Origin of the sequence: Paramaledivibacter caminithermalis DSM 15212 (assembly GCF_900142245.1) — a bacterium.
In the GTDB taxonomy this organism is placed as follows: Bacteria; Bacillota; Clostridia; order Peptostreptococcales; family Caminicellaceae; genus Paramaledivibacter; species Paramaledivibacter caminithermalis.
Genome location: NZ_FRAG01000013.1, coordinates 57,287 through 80,792, shown reverse-complemented (window position 1 = coordinate 80,792; position 23,506 = coordinate 57,287). Strand labels below are relative to the sequence as shown.

Sequence of the window (23,506 nt, the reverse complement as noted above, 5' to 3'; positions counted from 1 at the left end):
GTATTAAGCCAATTTTTTCAAGAAAAGAACGAACTATTATTAACCCTGCATCTGAAGAAAGATTACCTCCACCGAAATCATATGAAAAACTTTTGTTGAAGTTAAGTGAATTTTGATGTAAACTTGTCATAGAAAGAACCTCTTTTCGTGATATAGTTTTTGTTTTAACGCTTTAACTTTAACACAAAATTAGGTTCTTTTCTTTATTTTTTTGTTATTTCACCCAATGGGTGCAAAGTCCAATTTGTTGGACTACTTGTTAATACTACGATTCAATCATTTTTGATGTTTTCTATGAATAATTCAGGTATATATTGATTTATTCTTAAAAAATCTTAGTATAGATAAAAAAGCTTTTATAGACGGATTGGCGATTGAGGTTATTGGAGAAATGGAGAGTTATGATAATCAAAATACATACATATTTCCATATCAAATTATTATAGATGGTAAAGAATATGACAGTTTTGGAATAGGAGGTTTTGAGAGCAACGAAGGACAATATAATACTATTATACTAGAAGATATACTAGAAGATTTTCAGACGACTAATGTTGTAACTGGTAGTATTGATTATGATTTTATACTTGAAAACAGTGAGGATATAGAGTTAGTTAAAATTAAAGGTTATATTTCATCCCTATACATTCCAGATGAGAAGTTCTATAGTAGTTTATATAAGGAACAAACACTTTATAATAATATATTAAATTTAATGGAAAATAAAAACCTTAGCGACATATTTAAAGAAAATGAATTATCTTTCTATGAATTAATGGATGAAGGCACAGGTATAAAGAATATTATATTTATTAAACCAGTTGATATAAAAAATCATGGACAATATTTATTTTTTGCTTCCACTTCACTACAGCCAGTAGATGATGCTATAGCTATTATAAAGAATTATAATAAATATTTCTTTCTCTTGGCATTTATAATGGTTGCAATTGCTGCATATTTCTATTCTAAGATCATTTCACGACCCTTGATTCATATGAAAAATATAGCATGTAAAATGGCAAACCTAGATTTTTCAAGTGAATGTAAAATTGATTCAGATGATGAAATTGGAGATTTAGCAAATAGCTTGAATACTTTATCAAATAATTTAAATACAAGCCTTACACAATTAAAAGAGGCTAATGAAAAGCTTGTTGATGATATTGAAAGAGAAAGAAAACAAGAAAAGATACGAAAGGAATTTATAGCTAACATATCCCATGAGCTAAAAACACCCTTAACCATTATCGAAGGGATTGCTTCAGGTATTAGAGACAGTGTATATGATAGTCACGATGTTTATCATATAAATTCTTTGATCGAAGAAGTAAACCATATGAATGAATTAATATTTGAAATGTTACAGTTATCAAAAATTGAAGCTGATGGTTACAGTTTGAATTGGGAAATATTTGATATATCTGATATTGTATTAAAGGTTCATAGCAAATTTAAAAAACTAGTTAAGGATAAAAATATCGAAGTAATATTAGATTTAGAGGAAGTTTTCGCTAATGGTGATAGTAAGAAGCTTGAGCAGGTAATAACTAACCTATATAGTAATGCTGTTAGATATACTAACGAAGGAGAAAAGATATTAATCAATATTAAGGAAAATGAAGAAAAAATCTTCGTTTTCGTGGAAAATACTGGAGTAAACATACCAGAGAATGAGATAGAAGAAATATGGAAACCCTTCTACAGAATTGAAAAATCAAGAAATAGAGAGTCTGGTGGCACTGGGCTAGGACTACAAATAGTAAAAAGAATTTTAGAGCATCATAAAAGCGATTTTGGTGTAAAAAATAGTAATAACAGTGTAATATTTTATTTTTCATTAGATAAACATGTTGATGCAAGAATTATATAAATATAAAAAAAGCAAGGTTATTATTAAGTAGTAACCTTGCTTTTTTGAATAATTACTTTTCTATAGGTTCACCAGATTCTCCGAATTCTGCCCATGAACCGTCGTAGTTTTTAACATTTTCATAGCCAAGTAATTCAGATAAAACGAACATTGAGTTAGCTGCTCTCCAGCCACCTAAGCAATATGGCATTATTAAATCCTTGTCAGCAGTAACTCCCTTTCCTTCATATAGTGCTTTAAGTTCGCTAGCACTTTTAAATGTACCATCTTCACTTATAGCATTAGTCCATTCGACCCAGACTGCACCTGGAATTCTTCCTTTTTTCCATTCTTTTTCAGAACGAGTATCCAAAGTAATTATATTTTCATTATCATAGCTTGTCTTTATAGTATCCAATGTAGCAAGTACATCTGGATTTTCACCTTTTATTTCATAGCTTGAGGCTTTTCTTTCAGCGGGAGTTGAGTCTGTATTAAAACCAGCATTTTTCCATGCATTGATACCACCGTTTAAAATTTTAACATTTTCATGTCCATAATATTTAAATATCCACCAAACACGTGCTGATAGCAGCATATTTTTTGTATCATAAAGAACTATTGTATCATCGTTATCAATTCCGTAATTTGATAAAGCCTGTACCCATATTTCTGGAGTAGGTCTCATATCAGGTACCCCATTAAGCTCTGTATTAAAATCTTTTTCCTTTAGGTTAACAGAACCAGGGATATATTTTCCTTTTACCATAACACCAACAATGACAACATTTTCATCATCCATTATTTCTTTTAACTCTTTTGCTGATATTAGGCTTTCCGGATGTGCATATTCTTCTTTAGTTTTTTCGTCAGCTTGCTGTTGAGCTGGTTTTTGTTCCTTAGTGGGCTGTGGTTCTTCAACCTTTGCAGTACATCCAGCCATAAGCGCAACAATTAACAGTAATACTAGTAAGAATTTTGCATTGAATTTAAACATGAACGTATTCCTCCTCTTTTCCTAAGCTTTTGCTAGAATATCAAATGGACATTTGTTAATAATTTGTCCAGCGAAACTATATTATCATAACTATTTTAAAAGGCAAGAATTTATAATTATTATTTATAACTATAATAAAAATTTATATTATTATTTCTACATCTTCTAAAGTGGCACATTAGTGCATATTAAATTTTTTGTATAAACAACTTTTATACTTATAATGATTTCATATAAATACTATCAAAAAAATCAAATTAGTTTTATAATTATCATAGATAATAATTTAACAAATATTGTCCATTGCATTAAGACCTAAATGCAAAAGAAAAGAGGAGGTAAAAGAATATGTTAAAATCAAAAAATTTATTTGTACTACTTCTCGTGTTAGCACTAATTTTTAGTGTAGTTGGATGTACTACTACGGTAAAAGAAGAGCCTGCAGTAAAAGAAAAATCTGAACAAGAAAAAGAACCAGAACAAGGTCAAGAAGCAAAGAATGATATGGGCTATGCTAAACCACAAAGCCTAGTATCAGCAAATGAACTAAAAGACATGATAGATAAGGGTGAAGTTAAGGTTGTAGACTTTAGAGATGCAAAATTACCTGGAGGTTATATACCTAGTTCAGTAAAAATAGCTAGAGGCGATATAGCAGCAACTGTAAATGGTGTTAAAGGTATGATAGCACCTAAGGAACAAATAGAAAAAGTACTTGGAGCAGCAGGAATAACTAATGAAGATACTGTAGTAATTTATGATGCTGATAATGAGCTTTGGGCAGCTCGCCTTTGGTGGGTAATGAAGGTATATGGACATGACGATGTAAGGCTACTTAATGGCGGTTTAAAGGCATGGGAAGCAGCAGGGTTTGAAACTGAAAAATCTCCAGCGGATGTTGAAGCTGCAACATATACTGCCAAGGAAGCAAATAAAAGCTTGATTGCGGATTTAGATATGGTAAAAGCCAGCTATGATAATGATAAGTTAATAGTATTAGATACTCGTTCAGAGAAAGAGTGGAATGATGGGCATATTCCAAGAGCAGTTTGGATAGAATGGACAAAGGCTTTAAATGAAGATGGTACATATAAAAGTGCTGATGAATTGAAAAAAATATATGAAGCTGCTGGAATAACAGCTGATAAGGAAGCAATAATTCCTCATTGCAAAAGTGCTGTTAGAGCAGCCCATACAATGTTTGCTTTAACAGAATTATTAGGGTATGAAAATGTTAAGAATTATGATGGTTCATGGTTAGAGTATTCAAAAAGCGGTGAAAAAATAGAAAAATAAATTTAAGAAAGGGTTGGGCCAATCATTAATGGCTTAACCCTTTTAAATTTAAAAAATATTGATAAATTAAAAGCTTTACCATTTAAATTTTCACCTTTGCCCATGAATCAAAAATTACTTTATTAAACTTATCTATATCCTTTATCTTGGTAGGAATATTTATTTCATAGCTATTACCAGATAAGTTATTAATTTTAAGATATCCATTATCTAAGTCCTGAGAAGTAGAGGTAATTTTTTGAATGTTTCTATCAAATAATTCAGGATGCGTTATATATACGGAAGCAACTATATCCCAGTTGTAAAAGCCTTTTATACCAAATTTTTGCATAATGAATTCAAACCAATTTATAGTCTTATCTCTAATATACTGATAAATCTTTACTGAGTCATTTTCCATTAGTCTTTTGTATTCATTTTCTCCGAAGAAGGCTTGAAGACAAATATGTCCAGTAATTACTGTTACATTGGTATTAGAGCTTAAAACTTTATATGTGGCTTCTGAATCGCAAGAGAAATTTAGTTCATCTAAATTTTTACCATTGATTATCAGTGGCTCGGTAATACCACCCATCAAGACAATTTCTTTTAAATTGTTAAAAAAATTGTTATCCAGTTCATATGCTCCTAGTAAATTGGTTAAGGAACCTGTTGCAAGTAGTATTATTTCTCCAGGATATTTTTTTGTCATTTTTGTTAAAAATTCAGCAGCTTCACTTTGTCTATCTTTACTTGAAGAAGCACCTTTGTATAGAGGAATGTCATTAAGTTTTAGTTCATTAAACATCTTTATAGTGTTGTTATAAACGATATCAATTTTACTATTGCCAAAGGTAGTGGTGACACCTAAAAGGTCAATATCCTGTCTACCTAGTAGATATAATAGAGTTAGACCATCATCAACATCACAGTTTTCAACTCCCATAGTGTTGTCACAATCAAAAATAACTTTATGCATTTTAGACCACCTTAATAATTGGATTATTTAACATTTTTATTTTAGCACAGAAGCTGTTAAAATATAAATAGCAAAGCTATATAATATTTAGTTATTCTATATAAACATTTTAAATGCGAAATGTTTTTTATATAATATATAATATAACTAATGGATTGACTAGAATTTAACATACTAGTCTATCCATATAAGGGAGTGAAGCAATTGTCTTCAAGTAAAATACAAGAGTTGAAGAAAAATCGACAATTAAATTATAAAGGCAAGAAGAATCAACTAAAATACGGTTTGATTTTTATAATGATAGTAAGCTTTATATATCTTTATTTATTCAGAAATAACTTTATATATAGCATAATTTGGCTTTTAGGACTCTTTATAGGTTTTACACTCCAAAAATCGAGATTTTGTTTCACGGCTAGTTTTCGAGATCCGATAATGGTGGGAAGTACATCTATATTCAAAGCTGTAATAATAGCATTTATTATTTCTACTGTAGGATTTGCTATCATTCAGTATAAATCTTTAGGAGGAAATATAGATACAGATATAATGAAAATTCCTGGACAAATTGCTCCAGTAGGAGTGCATACTGCTTTAGGAGCAATATTATTTGGAATAGGAATGGTTATAGCTGGTGGATGTGCAAGTGGAACCCTCATGCGAATAGGAGAAGGGTTTATTTTGCAATTGATTGTATTAATAGGATTTGTTATAGGAACACTTTTAGGTGCAAGACACTTTGAATTTTGGGATAAATTATTTATCAGCAAATCACCTGCTATATATATACCACATTATCTAGGGTTTCCTTTATCAATAACTATTCAAATATTAGTTTTGATTATTCTATACTATATAGCTGATTGGTATGATAAAAATAATAATATGATGGCAATGTAATTTGGGGGTTTTTATATGGCAGAAGTCAGAATAGATTGCATGTATGAGGCATGTCCCATACCACTTATCAAAGCATTAAAAAAACTAAATAATATGAAAATCGGAGATGTTTTAATAATGGAAACTGACCACAGCTGTTCAATAACTAATGTCATTGAATGGGCTAAGAAACAAGGGCATGAAGTTGATTATGCTGAAGTGGCTGATGGTGAATGGGAAATATACATTGAGAAGAGACGATAAAGGGTGATTAAGGGTGATTATATGAAATTTTATCAAAAGATAATAAAGAAACCTTGGACTTATGTAGTTGGAGGAATTATTTTAGCAATACTCAATATAATTCTTTTTTGGTTTTCTGGTAAAACATGGAGAATAACCAGTGGATTTTTATATTGGGGAATGGGAATATTAGAAAAATTTGGACTTGAACATTCGAACTGGTATTATTTTAATGTATATGGAAATGAGTTAACAAAGGGTAAGACCTTTTTTAATAATGAATATACGATATTAAATTTGGCAGTTATTTTAGGAGCACTAATAGCAGCATTATTAGCATCAGAGTTTAAATGGAAGAAGATAAAAAGCAAAAAGCAATTAGTATTTGCTCTTTTAGGTGGAATTTTAATGGGATATGGAAGTAGATTAAGCTTTGGGTGCAATATTGGAGCATACTTTAGCGCAATACCGTCTTTTTCCTTGCATGGATGGGTATATGCAATTTTTATGTTTGTAGGAGCATGGATAGGATGTAAGCTTCTATTTAAATTCTTACTTTAAAAAATGTGAGGGGGTAATATCATGAAAAAAATATCAATTATTTTACTAATGATAATGCTAGTTGTTAATTTGACAGCGTGTGGCAATAATTCAAACAAGGAAGAATATAATGTCTTAGATAAGGAGTGGAAAGATATTTTAGAAGATGCTAAGGGTACTACAGTTAATTTTTATGGATGGGGAGGAAGTCAAAAAACTAATGAATGGCTAGATGATTTCGTAGCCAAGAGACTTAAGGAAGAGTATGATATAACCTTTAATAGAGTACCCATGAATATAGATGATATATTAAACAAACTATTAGGTGAAAAGCAAGTAGATGTAAAGAAAGGTAACATTGATATAGTATGGATAAACGGTGAAAATTTTTATACTGCTAAAAATAATGATTTATTGTTAGGTTCTTTCACAGAAAAGCTACCGAATTTTAACAAATATATTGATAAGGATTCTCCAGAAGTAAAGTATGATTTTGGATTTGCTGTAGATGGATATGAAGCACCCTATGGGAAGGCACAATTCGTTATGATTTATGATAAAGTTAGATTGGATAAAGCTCCTAAAAGTCATGAAGAAATACTAGAAATGGTAAAAAATAACCCTGGTAAATTTACCTATCCTGCACCGCCAGATTTTACAGGAAGTGCCTTCGTTAGAAATATAATATATGATATTGTAGGTTATGAAAAGTTCATAAGTATGGAAGCTGATAAGGAAAGGATACAGAAGGAAGTTGCACCAGCAATGGAGTTCTTAAAAGAAATAAGACCATATTTATGGAAGGAAGGTAAGACTTATCCTGCTACTATTGCTCAGTTAGATAATATGTTTGCAGATAATGAAGTTTTAATGACTATGAGCTATAATCCCAATCATGTAGCAAGTAAGATTGTAACTGGTGAATTTCCAGAAACAAGTAGTGTAACAATACTTAATAGAGGAACAATCGGCAATACACATTTCTTAACGATACCTTATAATGCTCCTAATAAAGCAGCAGCTTTAGTAGTTATTGATTTTATATTAAGTATTGAAGCTCAAAGCTCAAAATATGACCCTGAAAATTGGGGGGATTTACCTGTAATCGACAATGGTAAGTTAAATGAGGCAGAAAAGAAAATCTTTGAGAACATTAAGCTGGGAAAAGGGACACTTCCTCAAAGCGTACTGTTAGAACATAGAGTTCCAGAAATGCCAGCTAATATAATACCAATAATAGAAGAAATATGGCAGGAAAACATACCAGTAGAGGGTGAATAGGAAATTGTATAAAAAACTAAAGCCTTATATTATGCTTGCTCCAGTTATGATAATAATCTTGGGGATATTCACAATGGGGCTTGTATTAGGATTTTTTCAGAGCTTAGGATATTTTCCAGTTATAGGACTTAATGATTTCACTTTAAAATATTATAAAGAGGTATTGTTAGATAAAAGTTTTATAGATTCCTTCAAATTTAGTATATATATATCCCTTATATCTTCGGTTTTATCAGTTATTATTGGAGTATTACTGGCTTATTCAATTTTTCAAAGTAAGCATAAAAAAGGAATTGAAGAGATAATTTATAAATTGCCTATAATAGTACCCCACTCCATAGCGGCACTGCTTGTATATAATATGCTGACCCAGAGTGGGGTTTTAGCAAGAGTATTATTTTCATTAGGATTTATAAGTGAACAGGCTCAATTTCCTTCCTTAATATTTGATAAAAATGGAATTGGTATAATAGTTACGTATATTTGGAAAGAAACACCCTTTATTGCAATGGTGGTGTATACTGTGTTAAGTAATATAAACGAAAAATTAGCTGAAGCAGCCTTGAATTTAGGAGCTAATAAAAGACAGGTTTTTTGGAGAATCATTTTACCTTTAATTATGCCAAGTATATTGTCATCATTTATAATAATTTTTTCATTCTCCTTTGGATCTTTTGAGGTACCTTATTTATTGGGACCTACTAATCCAAAAACGTTGCCAGTAAAAGCATATATTGAATATACAAATCCTGATTTAACCCATAGGCCTTATACTATGGTTATAAATATGATTTTAACATTTTACTCATTCCTTTTGGTATGGCTTTATAGTAAAACCTTTAAGTTGATTTCAAAATTTAATGGGTGAGTTATGGCTAACTGGTTATTGGTTGACGATTAACAGTGAAAAAGGATAGCCATTTAAGATATTAGAAGCGTTTCAAGGATATAGAGAAAGGAAAATGAAATGAAAAGAAATAGCTATATATCCAAAGTTATAATGTGTGTTATCATATTTTTATTAATTTTTCCACTTGGTGTAGTATTATTATGGAGCTTTGTTAAAATATGGCCTTGGCCAAACCTGGTTCCTAGAGATTTTGGAATAAGAGCATTTGAATATATATTAAATCCTAATAATAAATCCATAAGAATTCTTTGCTTTAGTGTATGTTTATCCAGCGTAGTTACTGTTATTACTCTTTTGATAAGTATTCCTGCTGCAAAGGCATTAGGAGTATATAATTTTAAAGGTAAAGACTTTTTTAAGATATTAGTTCTTGCACCTATAATTGTTCCAACGATAGCAGTTGCAATGGGAATTCATGTTGCTTTTATTAAGCTTGGATTAGCTAATACTGTTTTAGGAGTTGTGTTAGTTCATTTGATTCCTTGTTTACCATATGGTATAAGAATACTTACAAATGTTTTTGAGATAATCGGAGAATCTATGGAAATGCAGGCTAGAGTATTGGGAGCAAATTCTATCCAAACTTTTATAAGAATTACTTTGCCATTAATTGCTCCAGGGTTATTGTCGGCAGGAAGTTTAGTATTTATAGTATCCTTTAGTCAATATTTTCTGACATTTTTAATAGGTGGTGGAAGAATTATAACTTTTTCGATGTTGATGTTTCCATATATACAAAGTGGAGATAGGATGATGGCTTGTTCATATAGCATAGTATTTATATTATCAACTTTAGTTATTCTTCTGATAATAGAAAAAATAGTTAGATCTTATTATAAAGGGGAAAATTATTTCTATATGTAGCTATTTAGGTAGGAGAATGGATAATGTGTAAGATAGAATTAAAAAATATATCTAAGGTTTTTGAAAATAAGAGAGTATTAAATGATATAAATTTTACTGTAAATGAAGGTGAGATGGTTTCTTTACTTGGTCCATCGGGCTGTGGCAAAACGACAACCTTAAAGATTATAGCAGGTCTTATTTCTCCTGATTGTGGAGATATACTTTTTAATGAAAAATCCATTGTTAATATCCCTGTGGAAAAAAGGGGCGCTGTAATAGTTTTTCAAGATTATCTTTTATTTCCTCATATGACTGTGGAGGAAAATATAGGCTTTGGACTTAAAATGGCTAAGATAAAGAGAGCTAAAAGGATAGCACGGATAAAGGAAATGATTGAATTAGTTAAATTAGATGGGCATGAGAGAAAATATCCAAACGAACTTTCTGGTGGACAAAAACAAAGAGTTGCAATAGCAAGGGCATTAGCTATAGAGCCAAAGGTACTTTTGCTAGATGAACCTTTTTCAAATCTTGATACTAGACTTAGGGAATCTATGAGAAATTTTGTTTGTGATATACAGAGAAAGCTTAAGATAACGACTTTACTGGTAACCCATGACAAGGAAGAAGCATTGATGACATCTGATAAAGTGGCAGTTATGCTTGATGGAGAAATAAAACAGTTTGGAAGTCCTTGGGAAATTTATGAAAAGCCTGTTTCCACTACTGTAGCAGATTTTTTTGGTGAGAAAAATTATCTGACAGGTGAAATAAAGGAAGGTATTTTTTATTGTGGAATAGGAAAGTTTAGGACTAGTTTTAACAAATATTCTAAGGTGATAGCTATGATTAGACCTGAAGAAATAGAAATAACTGATTCTGAAGAAAATTGTGGTTTGTGGGTGAAAATATTATCAAAACAATATGCTGGTGACAAAATTTATTATACACTAATAGCTGATAATATACAGTTAAAATGTATAACTAACTCAAAAAATATTTTTGAAGTAAATCAGAAAGTATGGTTAAAGGTTGATTTTGATAATATCGTGTTTTTTGAATCAGAATGACTCTTAATATGAGGTGCTAAATATGATATCTATAATTGTTCCTGTTCTAAATGAAGAAAAAAGTATAGAAAATTTATTAATAGAGTTGGACTCATTGAAGGGGGAAAAGGAAATTATAGTTGTTGATGGTGGAAGTCACGATAAAACTGTGGAGAAAGCATTTAAATACGCTAAGGTTATCCACAGCGAAAAGGGTAGAGCAAAGCAAATGAATGAGGGGGCTAAAGTAGCTTTAGGAGATATACTTTGGTTTCTACATTCGGATTCAAAGGTTCATAATAGTTCATTGGAATATATTGAAAGAGCCATACACAAAGGTAGTATAGGTGGAGGATTTTCCTTATATTTTTATGATTATGATTCATTGTTTATGAAATTTGTAGCAAAAACGTCGAATTTAAGGGCTAAGTTCCTCGGGTTGATTTTTGGAGATCAAGGCATTTTTGTAAAAAGGGATGTTTTTACAAAAATAGGAGGGTATCCAGATATAGAGCTTATGGAAGATTGGAAACTATCTAAGAAACTTTATAAGTCAGGAAAAGTTAGTATACTTAGCTTACCTATCGGAACATCAGCGAGAAGATTTAAAAATGGGGGACAGCTTAAAACTCTATTACTGATGCATAAAATAAAAATATTATATGTACTAGGTGTATCTCCCTCGAAGCTAAAGGAAATATATAGGGAGGCAAGATGATGAAAGCTTTAATACTAATGACAAGAGTACCTATGCCAGGTAGAACTAAAACGAGACTTATGAAAATTTTATCTGGAGAAGAATGTGCAAATCTCCATAAATGTTTTTTATTGGACTTGTTTAATGTATTTGAATTTATAAAAGAGGATATAGATATATATTTAACCTATACTCCAGAGGAATCATTTTTTTTGATGAAAGACTATATTCCTGGTTATATAAAGTGTTTTCCGCAACATGGCAAGAATCTTGGAGAAAAAATGTTCAATGGTTTTAGATATCTTTTTAATAAAGGCTACACTAAATTAGCCCTTATGGGAGCTGATATCCCAGATATTCAACCTGATGATATTAAAAAATCCTTTGAAGTTTTAGAAAATTCCGATGTTGTATTGGGTCCAACGACTGATGGGGGATATTATTTCATTGGTATGAAAAAGGCTTATGAGAATTTATTTGAGGACAAATTAAAATGGGGAAACAAGTCGGTTCTAGAAGGTACTATTGATATTGCTAATGGTTTAGACCTAGAAATAGGATTTGCAAATAAATTTAGAGATATAGATACTAAAGAGGATTTAATAGCTTTTATAGAGGAAATTGATAATAAGAAAGATAGATTAGATGTTGTGCCATATAATACAATAAATTATTTGAATAACTTGTGGAGTGATAAACACTATGTTAAAGGATACTCTAAAGGATAAAATAAAAGAATATATATTAAAGAAAAAAATTTTTTTGGATTTGAAAATAGATAGAAGTTTTAATGTGGATTTTTTAGCACAGGGAGAATATAATATAAACTTTATCATAGATGACGAAAAAACCAAGTATGTTTTTAGGGTTAACACGGGAAGCCAACTAGAACTTACTAATCAGATAAGCTATGAGTATAATGCCATAAAAGCTTTAGAAATAAGTGGAGTAACTCCAAAGGTCTATTTTGTTGATGATACAAAGGAATTTTTTGATTATGGTATTTTGATTATGGAGTTTTTAGAAGGCAGACCCCTTGAGTACGATAAAGATTTAGCAAAGGCTGCTAAAATATTTGCTAAAATACATTCTATAGATATAAATACTATTGGCGATTGTTTTATTATTGAAGAAAATATTTGTAGTGATAGGATTTTAGAAGGTAAAAGACTATTAAAGAATTATTTAGAATCTCCCATAGTAAACAAAGAATTAAAGAACTTTTTCTATAATTTTTTAAACTGGGCTGAGAAAAATAGAAATCGAGAAAAGTATTTTATTAAAAACAAATGGCATGTTATCAATAATACCGAAGTAAATTCTCATAATTTCATTATTGGAGATAGAAGCAGCTATCTAATAGATTGGGAAAAACCTGTTATAAGTGACCCATGCCAAGATATAACTCAATTTTTAGCTCCAACAACTACTCTTTGGAAAGCTAATTATATACTTACTAAAGAAGAAAAAGATAACTTCTTTAAGACCTATATAAAAAGCTTAGACGGAGGAGATAAGAACATCAGAGAAAGAGTACATCTGTATAGCCCATATCTATACTTAAGAGCATTATCATGGTGTGCCTATGCATGGCTTGAGTATCAAAAACCCGATAAAAATATTAAGAATATGGACACCTTTAGGAAGATAGAACAGTATCTAAATATAGATTTTATGAAAAGCTTACTTAAAGGGTATATGTAAATAAAAAAGTTGAAGGTTAGATGTTGTATGTTTATAGGATAAAGCTCTGAGGATGTCAAAGTTTTTAAGGGCTTTTCTAATATATAGATAACCAACTCTAAAGTATTATAAATTTGGTTATCTATAATAATGAATCAAATTATTGAGCATGTAAAAAGAATAAAGAGTACTATTCTTTTTTATTAAAATTTTTCTAAAAGCTTTTTATATAGATTTCCAATAGTAAAACTTAATTTATGCATATCAAAATATCCAAAGCTTTTGGGGATTTTTGATGTGTATAAATTAATTGTTTTACTAGAATATCTATAGTTGTACTTTACATCTATATACTTTAAACAATGAACTGAAAACTTGTAACTTAGAACATGGAACTTGTAACTCTATTAACAAAATCCTCGTTTTGATGATTTTATAAAGTTTATGAAATCAGATTCAAAGGGAGTGAGATTATAATCTTTTCTATATGCGATATAGAAATCGCTATGAATCTTTAATCCTTCTATTTCAATAGGTTTTAAAACTCCGTCTTTTAAATCTCTTTTAATTGTTAATTCTGGTATAAAGGATATACCTTTACCTGCAATAACAGAAGTTTTTATGGCTTCCATAGAGTTAAGCTCGTAAATAATATTCAGGTCATTATCTTTTATCCCATGGGGTTTTAGAGCCTCAAGTATAGTTTTTCTAGTGCCTGAACCATCTTCTCTGAATATTAAAGGCAGACGTTTTAGTTCATTTATTGATATCTTATCTTTTACTAAGGGTAGGGATGTAACTAATAATAATCTATCTGAGGTAATATTTTGAATTATAAGATCTTTATTGCTTTTATAACCATGCAATACTCCAATATTTATTGTTCTGCTAATGAGGGCTTGAACCACTGCACTTGTATTACTTATCTCTAAATTTATATCTACATCCTTATTATTTTGTTTATACATGTATATGCTACAAGGCAGGGCATATTCACCAACGGCTTTACAAGAACCTATAAGAAGGTATTTTTTATCTGATTTTAGATTTGCTAGGTCTCTTTCTATATTATCCTGCAAAGATAATATAGTTGTTGCATAATCGAAAACAATCTTACCAGCTTCAGTAAGTTCAACTCCCTTATTACTTCTGTTTAGGAGACTAACACCCAGCTCTTTCTCTAATGATTGTATTTGCATACTAAGACCTGGTTGTGTCAAATGTAGAAGTTTAGCAGCCTTTGAAATACTATTTGCTTTTACAGTCATATAGAAAGCCTTTAAATATTGTATATTCATATAATCCTCCATTATATAAAAAACTATTGGAAAACAAGTAATTTAAAATTTTGTTTATATATTATTATAACATAATTAGTTGTGGTATTTGTTACTTTTATATCAAAAAGAATATATAAATAAATTAAGGTCTGCTATGGGGAATTTATATAGATATTCCAGTAAAACAGTTAATTTATACATATCAAAAATCCCCAAAAGCATTGGATATTTTAATATATATAAATTAAATTTTACTATGGGAAATCTATATAATAAGTGATTATTATATATCATAAATAATACTTATTAAGTATTTGTGAAAAATTATATTATAATTATATTATAAATTGTAGAGTTTTTAACAAAGGTTGTTTTTATATAAACAATCCGTGTTGAAAAAGAAGGGGGCAAAGGTATGAAAAAAATAACTTATCCAAAACAAGTTTTGGATAAAATGCAGGATATAGTAGATAATTGTATGGGTGATGCACCGCCCTATTGTCAAGCTACATGTCCAATGCATACAGATGTAAAGGGGTATGTAAACTTAATTGGAGAAGGAAAGCATAAGGAAGCTATAAATCTAATTAGAGAAAAGCTTTTTTTGCCAGCTACGCTAGGCAGAATTTGTGCCCATCCTTGTGAAGAAAAATGTAAAAGAGAAGAGGCATTTAGGCAGCCCATGGCAATTGCAGCTTTAAAAAGATTTGCTGCTGATAACTATGACGATAAAAAGGATTGGAATCTAACAATTGAAGTAGAAAAGCCTCAAAAAATAGCTGTAATTGGGGCAGGCCCAGCTGGAGCACAAGCAGCACTGGATTTAAGGAGAAAAGGCTACAAGGTAACGGTATTTGAAAGACTTCAGGTAGTTGGTGGAATGATGAGGGTTGGTATACCTGAGTATAGATTACCTAGACATATTATTGACCATGAATATAGCTTATTAAAGGATATAGGTGTTGAATTCAAAATGGGTGTTGAAATCGGAAAAGATATTTCCTTTGAAAGCTTAAAAAACGACTTTGATGCAGTAATAATAGCAGTAGGAGCTCATAAAGGAGTAGTTATTCCAATACCTGGACATGATTTAAATGGGGTACTAAATGCAGTTGACTTTTTAAGAGAAGTCAGCTTGACTAGAAAATACGATATAGGAAAGAAAATTGCAGTTATTGGTGGAGGAAATGTTGCTATAGATGTTGCAAGGAGTGCTAGAAGAGTAGGAGCAGAAGAGGTACACCTTGTATGCTTAGAAAGTAGACCTGAGATGCCTGCCCATGATTGGGAGATTGAGGAAGCAGAAGAAGAAGGCATAATTTTACATGATGGCTTTGGGCCTGTAAAAATCGTAGGAAATAACGGAAAGGTATCAGGCTTTGAAATAAAGAAATGTGTATCTGTTTTTGATGAAGATGGTAAATTTAATCCTAAGTATGATGAAAATGTGAAGAAAATATTGGATGTTGATAATGTTGTTTTTGCTGTAGGACAGGCAGTAGATAATTCCTTTGATCAAGAGGGTGACCTAGAAACTATAAGGGGCGGAAAATTTAAAGTAGACCCTATAACACTTCAAACCAAAATAGAAAATGTTTTTGTAGCAGGAGATGCCAGTGGCAGATCCGTTATAGCTATAGAAGCCATGGCAGAAGGTAGAAAAGCTGCAATATCTGTAGATAGATTCTTTAATAATCAAGATATGCTAGAGGACAGAGAATATGAAGGAGCTTATGAAACTTGGCTCGAAACAGATTTAAAGGAAGACGATATTGATATTCCAAGAATAAAAACGACCCAAAGGGATCCAAAAGAGAGAGTAAAAAGCTTTGAAGAAGTTGATTTAGGTTTTACAGAAGAACAGGCTATCAATGAAGCTTCTAGATGTCTAAAATGTGAATGTAAGCTTTGTATGAAGGAATGTGAGATGCTTGGTGACTATTGTGAATGTCCTAAGGATTTATTTGAAAATATCTTAAAAACTGGTGAAGTAGATCCAATAATACCTTATTCATGTAATATGTGTAGTCAATGTACTATTGCTTGTCCAAAGGATTTTGAGATAAAGGATAGATTTATGGATATTAGAAAGCTTATGATTAAAGCCAATGATGGGAAGTCACCTATTAAGGGACACGGAGCTATCGAGGTTCATCAGGCTCTAGGTTTCTCAAAATTATTTAATACTGCTAGACCAGCTAAAAAATAAGGGGGGAGGCACTATTATGACTGTTAAAACAAAGAGAGTTTTTATTCCAGGATGTAGTTTACCATCCTATAATCCAGAAGCAGTGAAAAGAACTTTAGAATATTTACAGGAGAAACTACCAGGTACTGGAGCAATATTAAAGTGTTGCGGTAAGCCAACGAAGGCTCTAGGGCAGGTGGATAAATTTAAAGAAAGATATAGTCAATTTCAAGCAGAAGTTGATAAGTTAGGAGCAGAAGAAATAATAGTTGCTTGTCAGTCATGTTACATGACTATGTCTGAATATAGTCCAAATCAAAAAGTTACTTCATTATGGCAGCTATTACCTGAGATTGGTTTGCCTAAAGAAGCCATTGGAAAAGGAAAAGATAGTGATATCGTATTTGCCATCCATGATTCATGTCCCACTAGAAATGTAAAGTCAATTCATGATGGAATAAGATGGATTATGAATGAATTAGGATATAAGGTTGAAGAACCACCTCATACTAGGGAAAATACAAGATGTTGTGGCTTTGGAGGAATGGTTGTGCCAGCTAATCCAGAGTTAGCTTTAAGAGTTATGAAGAGAAGAACATCAGAAATGAAATCAGATTATGTTGTAGCATATTGTGCGGCATGTAGAGAATCAATGGTTAAGGGTGGTAAGAAAGCTGTTCATATACTTGATTTAATATTCGGAGAAACATGGAATTCTAAATCTGAATTTCCAGGAGTGCCAGGCAGTCCTGTTACTAGCTGGGCAAACAGATATAAATCAAAGAAAAATATAAATAAAGTGTTAAAGTAAGGCAGATCTATAAGGGAAAGAAAATTTTTCCCTATAAATAAATATTAATATGTTTAATTATTAACAACAAAGGAGAGGAAGAATTATGAAGAAGTTTTTATTATTAATTTTAGCCTTAACGTTAGTTATTGGACTAGTTGGATGTAATACACCTGTTCAAAAAACAGAAGATGAATTAAAGAAGCAAGAAACAAAATATGATAAGTATGCAAATCCAGAAGTTATAGTAAGTGCTAAAAAAGCAAAGGAACTGATTGAGTCAGATGAAAAAGTTGTAGTAATTGATATTAGAAAATCTGCTGAGTACTTACTTGGACACATTCCAAAGGCTGTAAATATATGGAGACCAGATTATAGTGCTGATGAGGGTGAATATGAATTTGGTGGTATGAGAAGCAAGTCAGAAAAACTTGTTAAGCTTTTAGGCGATATTGGCATAGATAATGATACGATGATACTTCTTTATGATGCAAAGGGCGACTATGATGGAGCTAGATTTTTATGGCAATTAGAGATTATTGGACATAAAAAGATGGCTTTAATCGATGGTGGTATAAATGGTTGGAAAGCTTCAGGATTTAAAACAACTACTGAAAAGCCAGAAATAACTAAAACTGAATATAAATTTGATGGTAAGGAAAATTTAAGTAAATTAGCTACTTTGGAGGATGTTAAAGCAGCTATAAATGATCCAAATGTAATAATATTAGACACTCGCTCTATTAAAGAAGCAACAGGCGAAGATTTAAAATCAGGTGCTTTTAGAAAGGGAAGAATTCCATCAAGCGTATTTATAGAATATAAAAATGCTATCAATGTAGGAGAAGGTGAAGATACTACTTTTAAGACTGTTGAAGAGTTGAAGGAAATATACGAGTCCAAAGGTGTAACACCTGATAAAACTATAATTGCATATTGTCAATCAGGAGTTCGTTCAGCTCATACAACTTTTGTTTTAAGTCATCTTCTTGGATATAAAAATGTAAAGAATTATGATGGGTCATGGATTGAGTGGAGCTATAATAAAGACTTACCAGTTGAAACTGGAGAAATAAAATAATATGTATTGATATAGGTGGGGGTCCCCCTCCCCTTATATTTTAATTAGGAGGTGTTTTTCATGTCAAAGACACAAGATAAAAAGAAAAGTTCAGGGAAATTAGTCATTGCAGTACTTGTAATCGCAATAGGCTTTTTCATAGCTTGGAAAACTGGTTTAGTTAGTAAGATTCAAGATGTTGAAGCCATGCAAGCGTTTTTTAAGTCATTTGGTGTATGGGGTTATCTTGTTTTTATTTTAGTATTTATAGCATCTTGTGTATTCATGTTACCAGGATCAATGCTTACCATAATAGCTGGAATAGCCTTTGGACCAATAATAGGTGGTGTTGTATCATTACTAGGAGCTACTCTTGGTGCCACAGCAGCATTTTTGGTTGCAAAGTATGTGGCTAGAGGTATGATTGAGGACAAAATTGGACAAAATGAAATGTTTAAAAAGATAGATGATGGAGTTGAGAAGAACGGTACAAGTTTTTTAATACTAACTCGTTTAGTTCCTGTATTTCCATTTTCTTTCCAAAATTATGCCTATGGATTAACTAAAATTAAATTAAGCACATATTTTATCGTATCATTGATTTGTATGGCACCAGGAGCATTTATCTATGCATATATGGCTGGTGAAATAGTAACAAATGGATTTTCAGCAGGATTGTTAATTAAATTTGCCGCAGCGGGTATTATATTATTTTTGATCTCATTAATTCCTAAGTATATTGCAAAGAAAAAAGGTATTAATATGGATGAGTTGAAATAAAAATAGGTTGAAGGTAAAAGGTTGTTTTTGAATACTTTGTCTATTAAAATCCATGGGGGATAGACTACAACCTATACTACCTTCAACCTATAAACTACAACCTAAAATCATGCTGTTAGACAGATTTATTATTTTTTATCATTTTAACAAAATATCTATGAAAAGCTCTATTTTCAGTAAGCTCAGGATGAAATGATGTGACAAGGATGTTTCTTTGCTTTGCGGCTACAATATTTCCGTCAACCTCACATAAAATGTCTACACCGTTATTTACACTGTTTATATAAGGTGCTCGAATGAAAACCAATTCAATTGGCTCATCAGAAATCTCAGGGATTATTTTTTCAGTAGAAAAACTACCCAGTTGTCTACCATAAGCATTTCTTTTTACATCTATATCCATTACTCCAAGATGAGCCTTATTTTCTCCATCGATTTTTTTAGCAAGTAGTATCATACCTGCACATGTACCCCAAGCTGGAAGACCGTTTTTGATTTTATTAGAGAGATTCTCCTTCATATTAAAATCTACAAGTAGTTTTCCCATGGCGGTACTCTCACCACCTGGTAAAATGATTCCATCTATGCCCTCTAGGTCTTTATTGCTTTTTACAAGCTTACCATGAATACCAATTTTTTTGAGGCATTTCATATGTTCTCTAAAGGCACCTTGTAATGCTAAAACACCTATAATCATTTTACCACCCACGATCAGCCATTCTATTATTTGCATTTATATCACTTACTGAAATGCCAACCATTGCTTCACCAAGATCTTCAGATACTTCAGCTAATACCTTAGGGTCATTGTAATGAGTTACAGCCTTAACGATTGCCTCAGCTCTTTTCTTAGGATTACCTGATTTAAAAATTCCCGATCCAACAAAAACACCATCACAGCCTAATTGCATCATTAAGGCAGCATCGGCAGGAGTAGCAATTCCACCAGCAGCAAAGTTAACAACAGGTAATTTACCATGTTCATTTACATATTTGACTAATTCATATGGAGCACCCATATCTTTAGCAGCAGTCATTAATTGTTCATCAGTCAAGGACTTGATATATCTAATCTCTTCATTCATTCTTCTCATATGAGTTACAGCTTCAACAACATCACCGGTACCTGGTTCTCCCTTAGTTCTAATCATTGAAGCTCCTTCCCTGATTCTTCTTAAAGCTTCACCTAGATTTTTAGCACCACAAACAAATGGTACCTTAAATTTACTTTTATCGATGTGGTATACATTATCGGCAGGCGTTAATACTTCACTTTCATCTATATAATCGATTTCCAAGGCTTCAAGGATTTGAGCTTCAACAAAATGACCAATTCTCACCTTAGCCATTACTGGAATAGAAACAGCTGCTTGAATTTCTTTGATCATTTTTGGGTCGGAAGCCCTTGAAACACCACCTTTAGCTCTAATGTCTGCAGGAATTCTTTCTAATGCCATAACCGCACATGCTCCAGCAGCTTCAGCAATTCTAGCTTGCTCTGGATTCATAACGTCCATGATAACGCCACCTTTAAGCATTTCGGCTAAGTTCTTATTTAACTCATATCTTTTACTCATTATAAATCCCCCTTATATTTTAAAATTGTAACTATAATGTATCTATAGAAACACAATAGATACAAATACAATAACATCACAATTTTATTTTTGCATAAAATTGTATCCATGTCAATATGATTTATAAATTTAATATAGAAAAATATTTACGGAGGATTATGGGTTTAGTAGCTAATAATGTTTATTTAAGATTTGTTTAAATTTTTAGTAACTCCAAATTTGTTTGAGGGTGAATAGAGTTTTATTCAAAATTTTTATGTCTAATACAAATTAAGTAAATATCAAAGAAATTGTTTATATTTAGTACGAAAATTTCACTTGGTGTACAATCTTTGCACCAATAAAAGATTTCTGCATAGTTATTTAGCGGATTCTAAGTTGGCATTGTTTTTGCTCAATATATTAAACAAGTATAGAAAAAGGGTGAAAGGAGTGCTAATTTTGAACTTTAAAAAGATAAGGTATTCTGTTTCAAAGGGAATAGCTTCAATTGTATTAGATAGCCCCAAAAATTTGAACGCATTAGATGAAGCTATGATTGATGATTTATTAATTGCTTTGGATATGTGTGCAGAAGATGATTCTGTAAAGGTTATAGTTATTTCTGGTGCAGGAAAAGGTTTTAGTGCTGGTGGCGATATCGGAATGATGTATAAAGGCATAAAAGGAGAAGAATTAGACTTTGTTGGAGCAATTGAAAAGGTTGGGAAGGTTTCACTAAAAATAAAGAAATTATTAAAACCAGTTATAGCAGCTGTAAGTGGACCAGTAGCAGGAGCGGGCTTTAACGTAGCATTAGCTTGTGATTTTAGAATTGCAGCAGAAAACACTAATTTCATACAAGCCTTTGTAAATATTGGATTAGTTCCCGATGCTGGAGGAGTATATTTGCTCACTCGTGCTATAGGTGTGGCTAAGACTACTGAATTAATCATGACAGGTAAACCGATAGATGCTAATACTGCCCTTGGTTTAGGATTAGTTAATAAGGTAGTGGTTTTAGAAAAGTTAAAGGCTACTGTAGAAAATTTTGCACTTAAATTAGCTAGTGGACCTTCTTTAGCTTATGCAGGAATGAAGGATTTGATTTTTGAAAGTGAATATAAGGAGTTTGAGAGCTTTATAGCGAAAGAAGTAGAGCATCAAGTGAGATGTGGACAATCAGAGGACTTCAAAGAAGGTGTAACTGCCTTTATAGAAAAAAGAAAAGCCAACTTCCAAGGCAAATAAAAGGGGGATTAATTGTGGATTGGAAAAAATATTATGAGAGTAAGCTAGTGTCAGTTGAGGAGGCTGCTTCAAAAATAGAATCTGGAGATAAAGCATGGTTTGGATGTTGTTCAGCAGCACCTATTCAATTGTTAGAGGCAATTTCAGATCGTGTAGGAGAATTAGAGAATGTGGACTTAATGTCAGCATTAGTGCTTTATCCATTTAAGTTTTTGAAATCACCTGAATATATAGGTCGTATTAATTATCATACAACTTTCTATGGAGGTTATGCTAGAGCCTTTTATAAAGTTGGAAATGTAAATATAAACTCAGTTCATCTTTCAAGACTAGATAAAGCTATAATTAATTTTCAACCGAATGTTCTACTAGCAGATGTTTCTATGCCCGATGAAGAAGGTTATATGTATTATGGACCTATGGGGGTTTCTGCAAATGGATTAGTTGCTGATTTAGCAGATAAAATAATAGTTCAAGTTAACAAATATCAACCAAAGGTTAAGGGTATAAAGCATAGGATTCATGTAAGTGAAGTAGATTATATATGTGAATTTGATCATGAACTGCCAATATTACCACAACCCGAAGCAACTGAAACAGATAAAAAAATTGCAGAGTTAATTCTTCCAAATATTTCAGATGGATCAACCATTCAGATTGGACTTGGTGGTTTAGCTAATGCAATAGGCTATGGACTAGAGTCTAAAAAGGATTTATCTGTACATACTGAAATGTTTACTGATTCAATGGTTTATCTTGCTAAAAAAGATGTTATTAATGGAAAAATGTATGCAGGATTTGGTTTAGGAAGTAAAGAGTTATATGAGTTTGTTGGAGAAGGGAAGGTTGAACTTGCTCCTATCTATGTTGTAAATGAACCATATGCAATTGGCAAAAATGAAAATTTTGTATCAATTAATGCTTGCTTAATGGTTGATTTAACAGGACAGGTTTGCTCAGAATCTATTGGATTTAGACAATATAGCTCTACTGGTGGACAATTGGACTATGTAAGGGGTGCTGGAATATCTAAAGGTGGAAAGAGCTTTATTTGTCTAGCATCTACAACTAAAGATAAGGATGGAAAGCTTAAGTCTACAATAACATCAGTTCTTCCTCCAGGAGCAGTTGTTACAACCCCTAGAAGCGATGCTATGTACATTGTAACTGAATATGGTATAGCTGATATATTTAATAAACCAATTAAAGATAGAGTAAATGCCTTAATTTCTATAGCACATCCTTATTTTAGAAATCAATTAAGAAAAGAAGCTATTGAGGCAGGTTTGATTAAAGAATAGTAATTAAATGGGATTTCTTAACTAATAATTTATATTTAAGATATGCACTTTAGAAAGAGAGGGAAGACT

The 23,506-nt window shown here is 31.4% G+C and carries 23 protein-coding genes; 18 read left to right on the top strand and 5 right to left on the bottom strand.

The features are described from left to right. Positions 1-367: 367 nt before the first annotated feature. Positions 368-1,873 carry a HAMP domain-containing sensor histidine kinase gene (locus BUB36_RS07170; RefSeq protein ID WP_131821218.1) on the top strand — a complete coding sequence of 502 codons (1,506 nt, stop codon included), beginning with the start codon at positions 368-370 and terminating at the stop codon, positions 1,871-1,873. Between the two features lie 52 nt (positions 1,874-1,925). On the opposite strand, the gene BUB36_RS07165 is transcribed toward BUB36_RS07170, so the two are convergent. Further along, positions 1,926-2,849 (bottom strand): sulfurtransferase, encoded by a 924-nt coding sequence (locus BUB36_RS07165; RefSeq protein ID WP_073148494.1) that lies wholly within the window; start codon positions 2,847-2,849, stop codon positions 1,926-1,928. Positions 2,850-3,197: 348 nt separating this feature from the next. Here BUB36_RS07165 and BUB36_RS07160 point away from each other — a divergent pair, with 348 nt between their 5' ends. Further along, positions 3,198-4,145, top strand: coding sequence for a sulfurtransferase (locus tag BUB36_RS07160; protein ID WP_073148492.1), 948 nt, complete (start codon positions 3,198-3,200; stop codon positions 4,143-4,145). 82 nt (positions 4,146-4,227) lie between these two features. Here the strand turns inward: BUB36_RS07160 and BUB36_RS07155 are convergent, their stop codons facing one another. Further along, complete coding sequence (locus tag BUB36_RS07155) at positions 4,228-5,103, bottom strand: nucleoside hydrolase (RefSeq protein ID WP_073148489.1); 876 nt, start codon at positions 5,101-5,103, stop codon at positions 4,228-4,230. Positions 5,104-5,298: 195 nt separating this feature from the next. On the opposite strand from BUB36_RS07155, the gene BUB36_RS07150 reads away from it, so the two are divergent. The 10 genes from BUB36_RS07150 to BUB36_RS07105 all read left to right on the top strand — a co-directional run bounded on the left by BUB36_RS07150 (position 5,299) and on the right by BUB36_RS07105 (position 13,252). After that, positions 5,299-6,003: a YeeE/YedE thiosulfate transporter family protein gene (locus BUB36_RS07150; protein WP_242655738.1), complete on the top strand. Its 705-nt coding sequence runs from the start codon at positions 5,299-5,301 to the stop codon at positions 6,001-6,003. A 15-nt stretch (positions 6,004-6,018) separates the two neighbouring features. Then, the gene (locus tag BUB36_RS07145; protein ID WP_073148487.1) at positions 6,019-6,246 is read left to right on the top strand and encodes a sulfurtransferase TusA family protein; all 228 of its coding nucleotides are present in this window, start codon (positions 6,019-6,021) and stop codon (positions 6,244-6,246) included. A 21-nt stretch (positions 6,247-6,267) separates the two neighbouring features. Further along, the gene (locus tag BUB36_RS07140; RefSeq protein ID WP_073148486.1) at positions 6,268-6,786 is read left to right on the top strand and encodes a YeeE/YedE thiosulfate transporter family protein; all 519 of its coding nucleotides are present in this window, start codon (positions 6,268-6,270) and stop codon (positions 6,784-6,786) included. Positions 6,787-6,807: 21 nt separating this feature from the next. Continuing rightward, positions 6,808-8,046, top strand: coding sequence for an ABC transporter substrate-binding protein (locus BUB36_RS07135; protein ID WP_073148484.1), 1,239 nt, complete (start codon positions 6,808-6,810; stop codon positions 8,044-8,046). A 4-nt stretch (positions 8,047-8,050) separates the two neighbouring features. Beyond that, entirely contained in the window at positions 8,051-8,914 is an 864-nt protein-coding gene (locus BUB36_RS07130; RefSeq protein WP_073148482.1) for an ABC transporter permease, read from the top strand. Positions 8,915-9,013: 99 nt separating this feature from the next. Beyond that, positions 9,014-9,820 carry an ABC transporter permease gene (locus BUB36_RS07125; RefSeq protein WP_073148480.1) on the top strand — a complete coding sequence of 269 codons (807 nt, stop codon included), beginning with the start codon at positions 9,014-9,016 and terminating at the stop codon, positions 9,818-9,820. A 23-nt stretch (positions 9,821-9,843) separates the two neighbouring features. Beyond that, positions 9,844-10,872 (top strand): ABC transporter ATP-binding protein, encoded by a 1,029-nt coding sequence (locus BUB36_RS07120; protein ID WP_073148478.1) that lies wholly within the window; start codon positions 9,844-9,846, stop codon positions 10,870-10,872. Between the two features lie 22 nt (positions 10,873-10,894). Then, complete coding sequence (locus BUB36_RS07115; protein WP_073148476.1) at positions 10,895-11,569, top strand: TIGR04283 family arsenosugar biosynthesis glycosyltransferase; 675 nt, start codon at positions 10,895-10,897, stop codon at positions 11,567-11,569. Continuing rightward, entirely contained in the window at positions 11,566-12,276 is a 711-nt protein-coding gene (locus tag BUB36_RS07110) for a TIGR04282 family arsenosugar biosynthesis glycosyltransferase (protein ID WP_242655737.1), read from the top strand. The genes BUB36_RS07115 and BUB36_RS07110 overlap by 4 nt, the downstream gene beginning before the upstream one ends. Next, positions 12,251-13,252, top strand: coding sequence for a phosphotransferase (locus BUB36_RS07105; RefSeq protein ID WP_073148472.1), 1,002 nt, complete (start codon positions 12,251-12,253; stop codon positions 13,250-13,252). The genes BUB36_RS07110 and BUB36_RS07105 overlap by 26 nt, the downstream gene beginning before the upstream one ends. 386 nt (positions 13,253-13,638) lie before the next feature. Here BUB36_RS07105 and BUB36_RS07100 read toward each other — a convergent pair whose 3' ends face one another. Beyond that, positions 13,639-14,529: a LysR family transcriptional regulator gene (locus BUB36_RS07100; RefSeq protein ID WP_073148470.1), complete on the bottom strand. Its 891-nt coding sequence runs from the start codon at positions 14,527-14,529 to the stop codon at positions 13,639-13,641. Between the two features lie 397 nt (positions 14,530-14,926). Here BUB36_RS07100 and BUB36_RS07095 point away from each other — a divergent pair, with 397 nt between their 5' ends. The 4 genes from BUB36_RS07095 to BUB36_RS07080 all read left to right on the top strand — a co-directional run bounded on the left by BUB36_RS07095 (position 14,927) and on the right by BUB36_RS07080 (position 19,329). Beyond that, positions 14,927-16,720 (top strand): FAD-dependent oxidoreductase, encoded by a 1,794-nt coding sequence (locus BUB36_RS07095; protein ID WP_073148468.1) that lies wholly within the window; start codon positions 14,927-14,929, stop codon positions 16,718-16,720. Between the two features lie 16 nt (positions 16,721-16,736). Beyond that, a complete protein-coding gene (locus tag BUB36_RS07090) occupies positions 16,737-17,510 on the top strand; it encodes a (Fe-S)-binding protein (protein WP_073148466.1) in 774 nt (257 codons plus the stop codon). Between the two features lie 85 nt (positions 17,511-17,595). Continuing rightward, positions 17,596-18,570 (top strand): sulfurtransferase, encoded by a 975-nt coding sequence (locus BUB36_RS07085; protein WP_073148464.1) that lies wholly within the window; start codon positions 17,596-17,598, stop codon positions 18,568-18,570. A 60-nt stretch (positions 18,571-18,630) separates the two neighbouring features. Continuing rightward, positions 18,631-19,329 carry a TVP38/TMEM64 family protein gene (locus tag BUB36_RS07080; RefSeq protein WP_073148462.1) on the top strand — a complete coding sequence of 233 codons (699 nt, stop codon included), beginning with the start codon at positions 18,631-18,633 and terminating at the stop codon, positions 19,327-19,329. Between the two features lie 115 nt (positions 19,330-19,444). Here the strand turns inward: BUB36_RS07080 and pdxT are convergent, their stop codons facing one another. Then, positions 19,445-20,026, bottom strand: a complete 582-nt coding sequence (pdxT, locus tag BUB36_RS07075) for a pyridoxal 5'-phosphate synthase glutaminase subunit PdxT (RefSeq protein ID WP_073148460.1) — start codon at positions 20,024-20,026, stop codon at positions 19,445-19,447. 1 nt (position 20,027) lies between these two features. Then, a complete protein-coding gene (gene pdxS, locus BUB36_RS07070) occupies positions 20,028-20,906 on the bottom strand; it encodes a pyridoxal 5'-phosphate synthase lyase subunit PdxS (RefSeq protein WP_073148458.1) in 879 nt (292 codons plus the stop codon). A gap of 441 nt (positions 20,907-21,347) precedes the next feature. Between pdxS and BUB36_RS07065 the strand changes: the two genes are divergently transcribed. Then, positions 21,348-22,136 carry an enoyl-CoA hydratase/isomerase family protein gene (locus BUB36_RS07065; RefSeq protein WP_073148456.1) on the top strand — a complete coding sequence of 263 codons (789 nt, stop codon included), beginning with the start codon at positions 21,348-21,350 and terminating at the stop codon, positions 22,134-22,136. Positions 22,137-22,150: 14 nt separating this feature from the next. Next, positions 22,151-23,437, top strand: coding sequence for an acetyl-CoA hydrolase/transferase family protein (locus BUB36_RS07060; protein ID WP_084111825.1), 1,287 nt, complete (start codon positions 22,151-22,153; stop codon positions 23,435-23,437). The last annotated feature ends 69 nt before the right edge of the window (positions 23,438-23,506 follow it).

Excerpts from the sequence above, each read along its gene's own strand:
- pdxT (WP_073148460.1), bottom strand. The coding sequence starts at position 20,026 with ATGATTATAGGTGTTTTAGCATTACAAGGTGCCTTTAGAGAACATATG.
- BUB36_RS07080 (WP_073148462.1), top strand. The coding sequence starts at position 18,631 with ATGTCAAAGACACAAGATAAAAAGAAAAGTTCAGGGAAATTAGTCATT.
- BUB36_RS07090 (WP_073148466.1), top strand. The coding sequence starts at position 16,737 with ATGACTGTTAAAACAAAGAGAGTTTTTATTCCAGGATGTAGTTTACCA.
- BUB36_RS07125 (WP_073148480.1), top strand. The coding sequence starts at position 9,014 with ATGAAAAGAAATAGCTATATATCCAAAGTTATAATGTGTGTTATCATA.
- BUB36_RS07095 (WP_073148468.1), top strand. The coding sequence starts at position 14,927 with ATGAAAAAAATAACTTATCCAAAACAAGTTTTGGATAAAATGCAGGAT.
- BUB36_RS07100 (WP_073148470.1), bottom strand. The coding sequence starts at position 14,529 with ATGAATATACAATATTTAAAGGCTTTCTATATGACTGTAAAAGCAAAT.
- BUB36_RS07140 (WP_073148486.1), top strand. The coding sequence starts at position 6,268 with ATGAAATTTTATCAAAAGATAATAAAGAAACCTTGGACTTATGTAGTT.
- BUB36_RS07145 (WP_073148487.1), top strand. The coding sequence starts at position 6,019 with ATGGCAGAAGTCAGAATAGATTGCATGTATGAGGCATGTCCCATACCA.
- BUB36_RS07160 (WP_073148492.1), top strand. The coding sequence starts at position 3,198 with ATGTTAAAATCAAAAAATTTATTTGTACTACTTCTCGTGTTAGCACTA.
- BUB36_RS07165 (WP_073148494.1), bottom strand. The coding sequence starts at position 2,849 with ATGTTTAAATTCAATGCAAAATTCTTACTAGTATTACTGTTAATTGTT.
- BUB36_RS07110 (WP_242655737.1), top strand. The coding sequence starts at position 11,566 with ATGATGAAAGCTTTAATACTAATGACAAGAGTACCTATGCCAGGTAGA.
- pdxS (WP_073148458.1), bottom strand. The coding sequence starts at position 20,906 with ATGAGTAAAAGATATGAGTTAAATAAGAACTTAGCCGAAATGCTTAAA.
- BUB36_RS07115 (WP_073148476.1), top strand. The coding sequence starts at position 10,895 with ATGATATCTATAATTGTTCCTGTTCTAAATGAAGAAAAAAGTATAGAA.
- BUB36_RS07085 (WP_073148464.1), top strand. The coding sequence starts at position 17,596 with ATGAAGAAGTTTTTATTATTAATTTTAGCCTTAACGTTAGTTATTGGA.
- BUB36_RS07105 (WP_073148472.1), top strand. The coding sequence starts at position 12,251 with ATGTTAAAGGATACTCTAAAGGATAAAATAAAAGAATATATATTAAAG.
- BUB36_RS07155 (WP_073148489.1), bottom strand. The coding sequence starts at position 5,103 with ATGCATAAAGTTATTTTTGATTGTGACAACACTATGGGAGTTGAAAAC.
- BUB36_RS07120 (WP_073148478.1), top strand. The coding sequence starts at position 9,844 with ATGTGTAAGATAGAATTAAAAAATATATCTAAGGTTTTTGAAAATAAG.
- BUB36_RS07135 (WP_073148484.1), top strand. The coding sequence starts at position 6,808 with ATGAAAAAAATATCAATTATTTTACTAATGATAATGCTAGTTGTTAAT.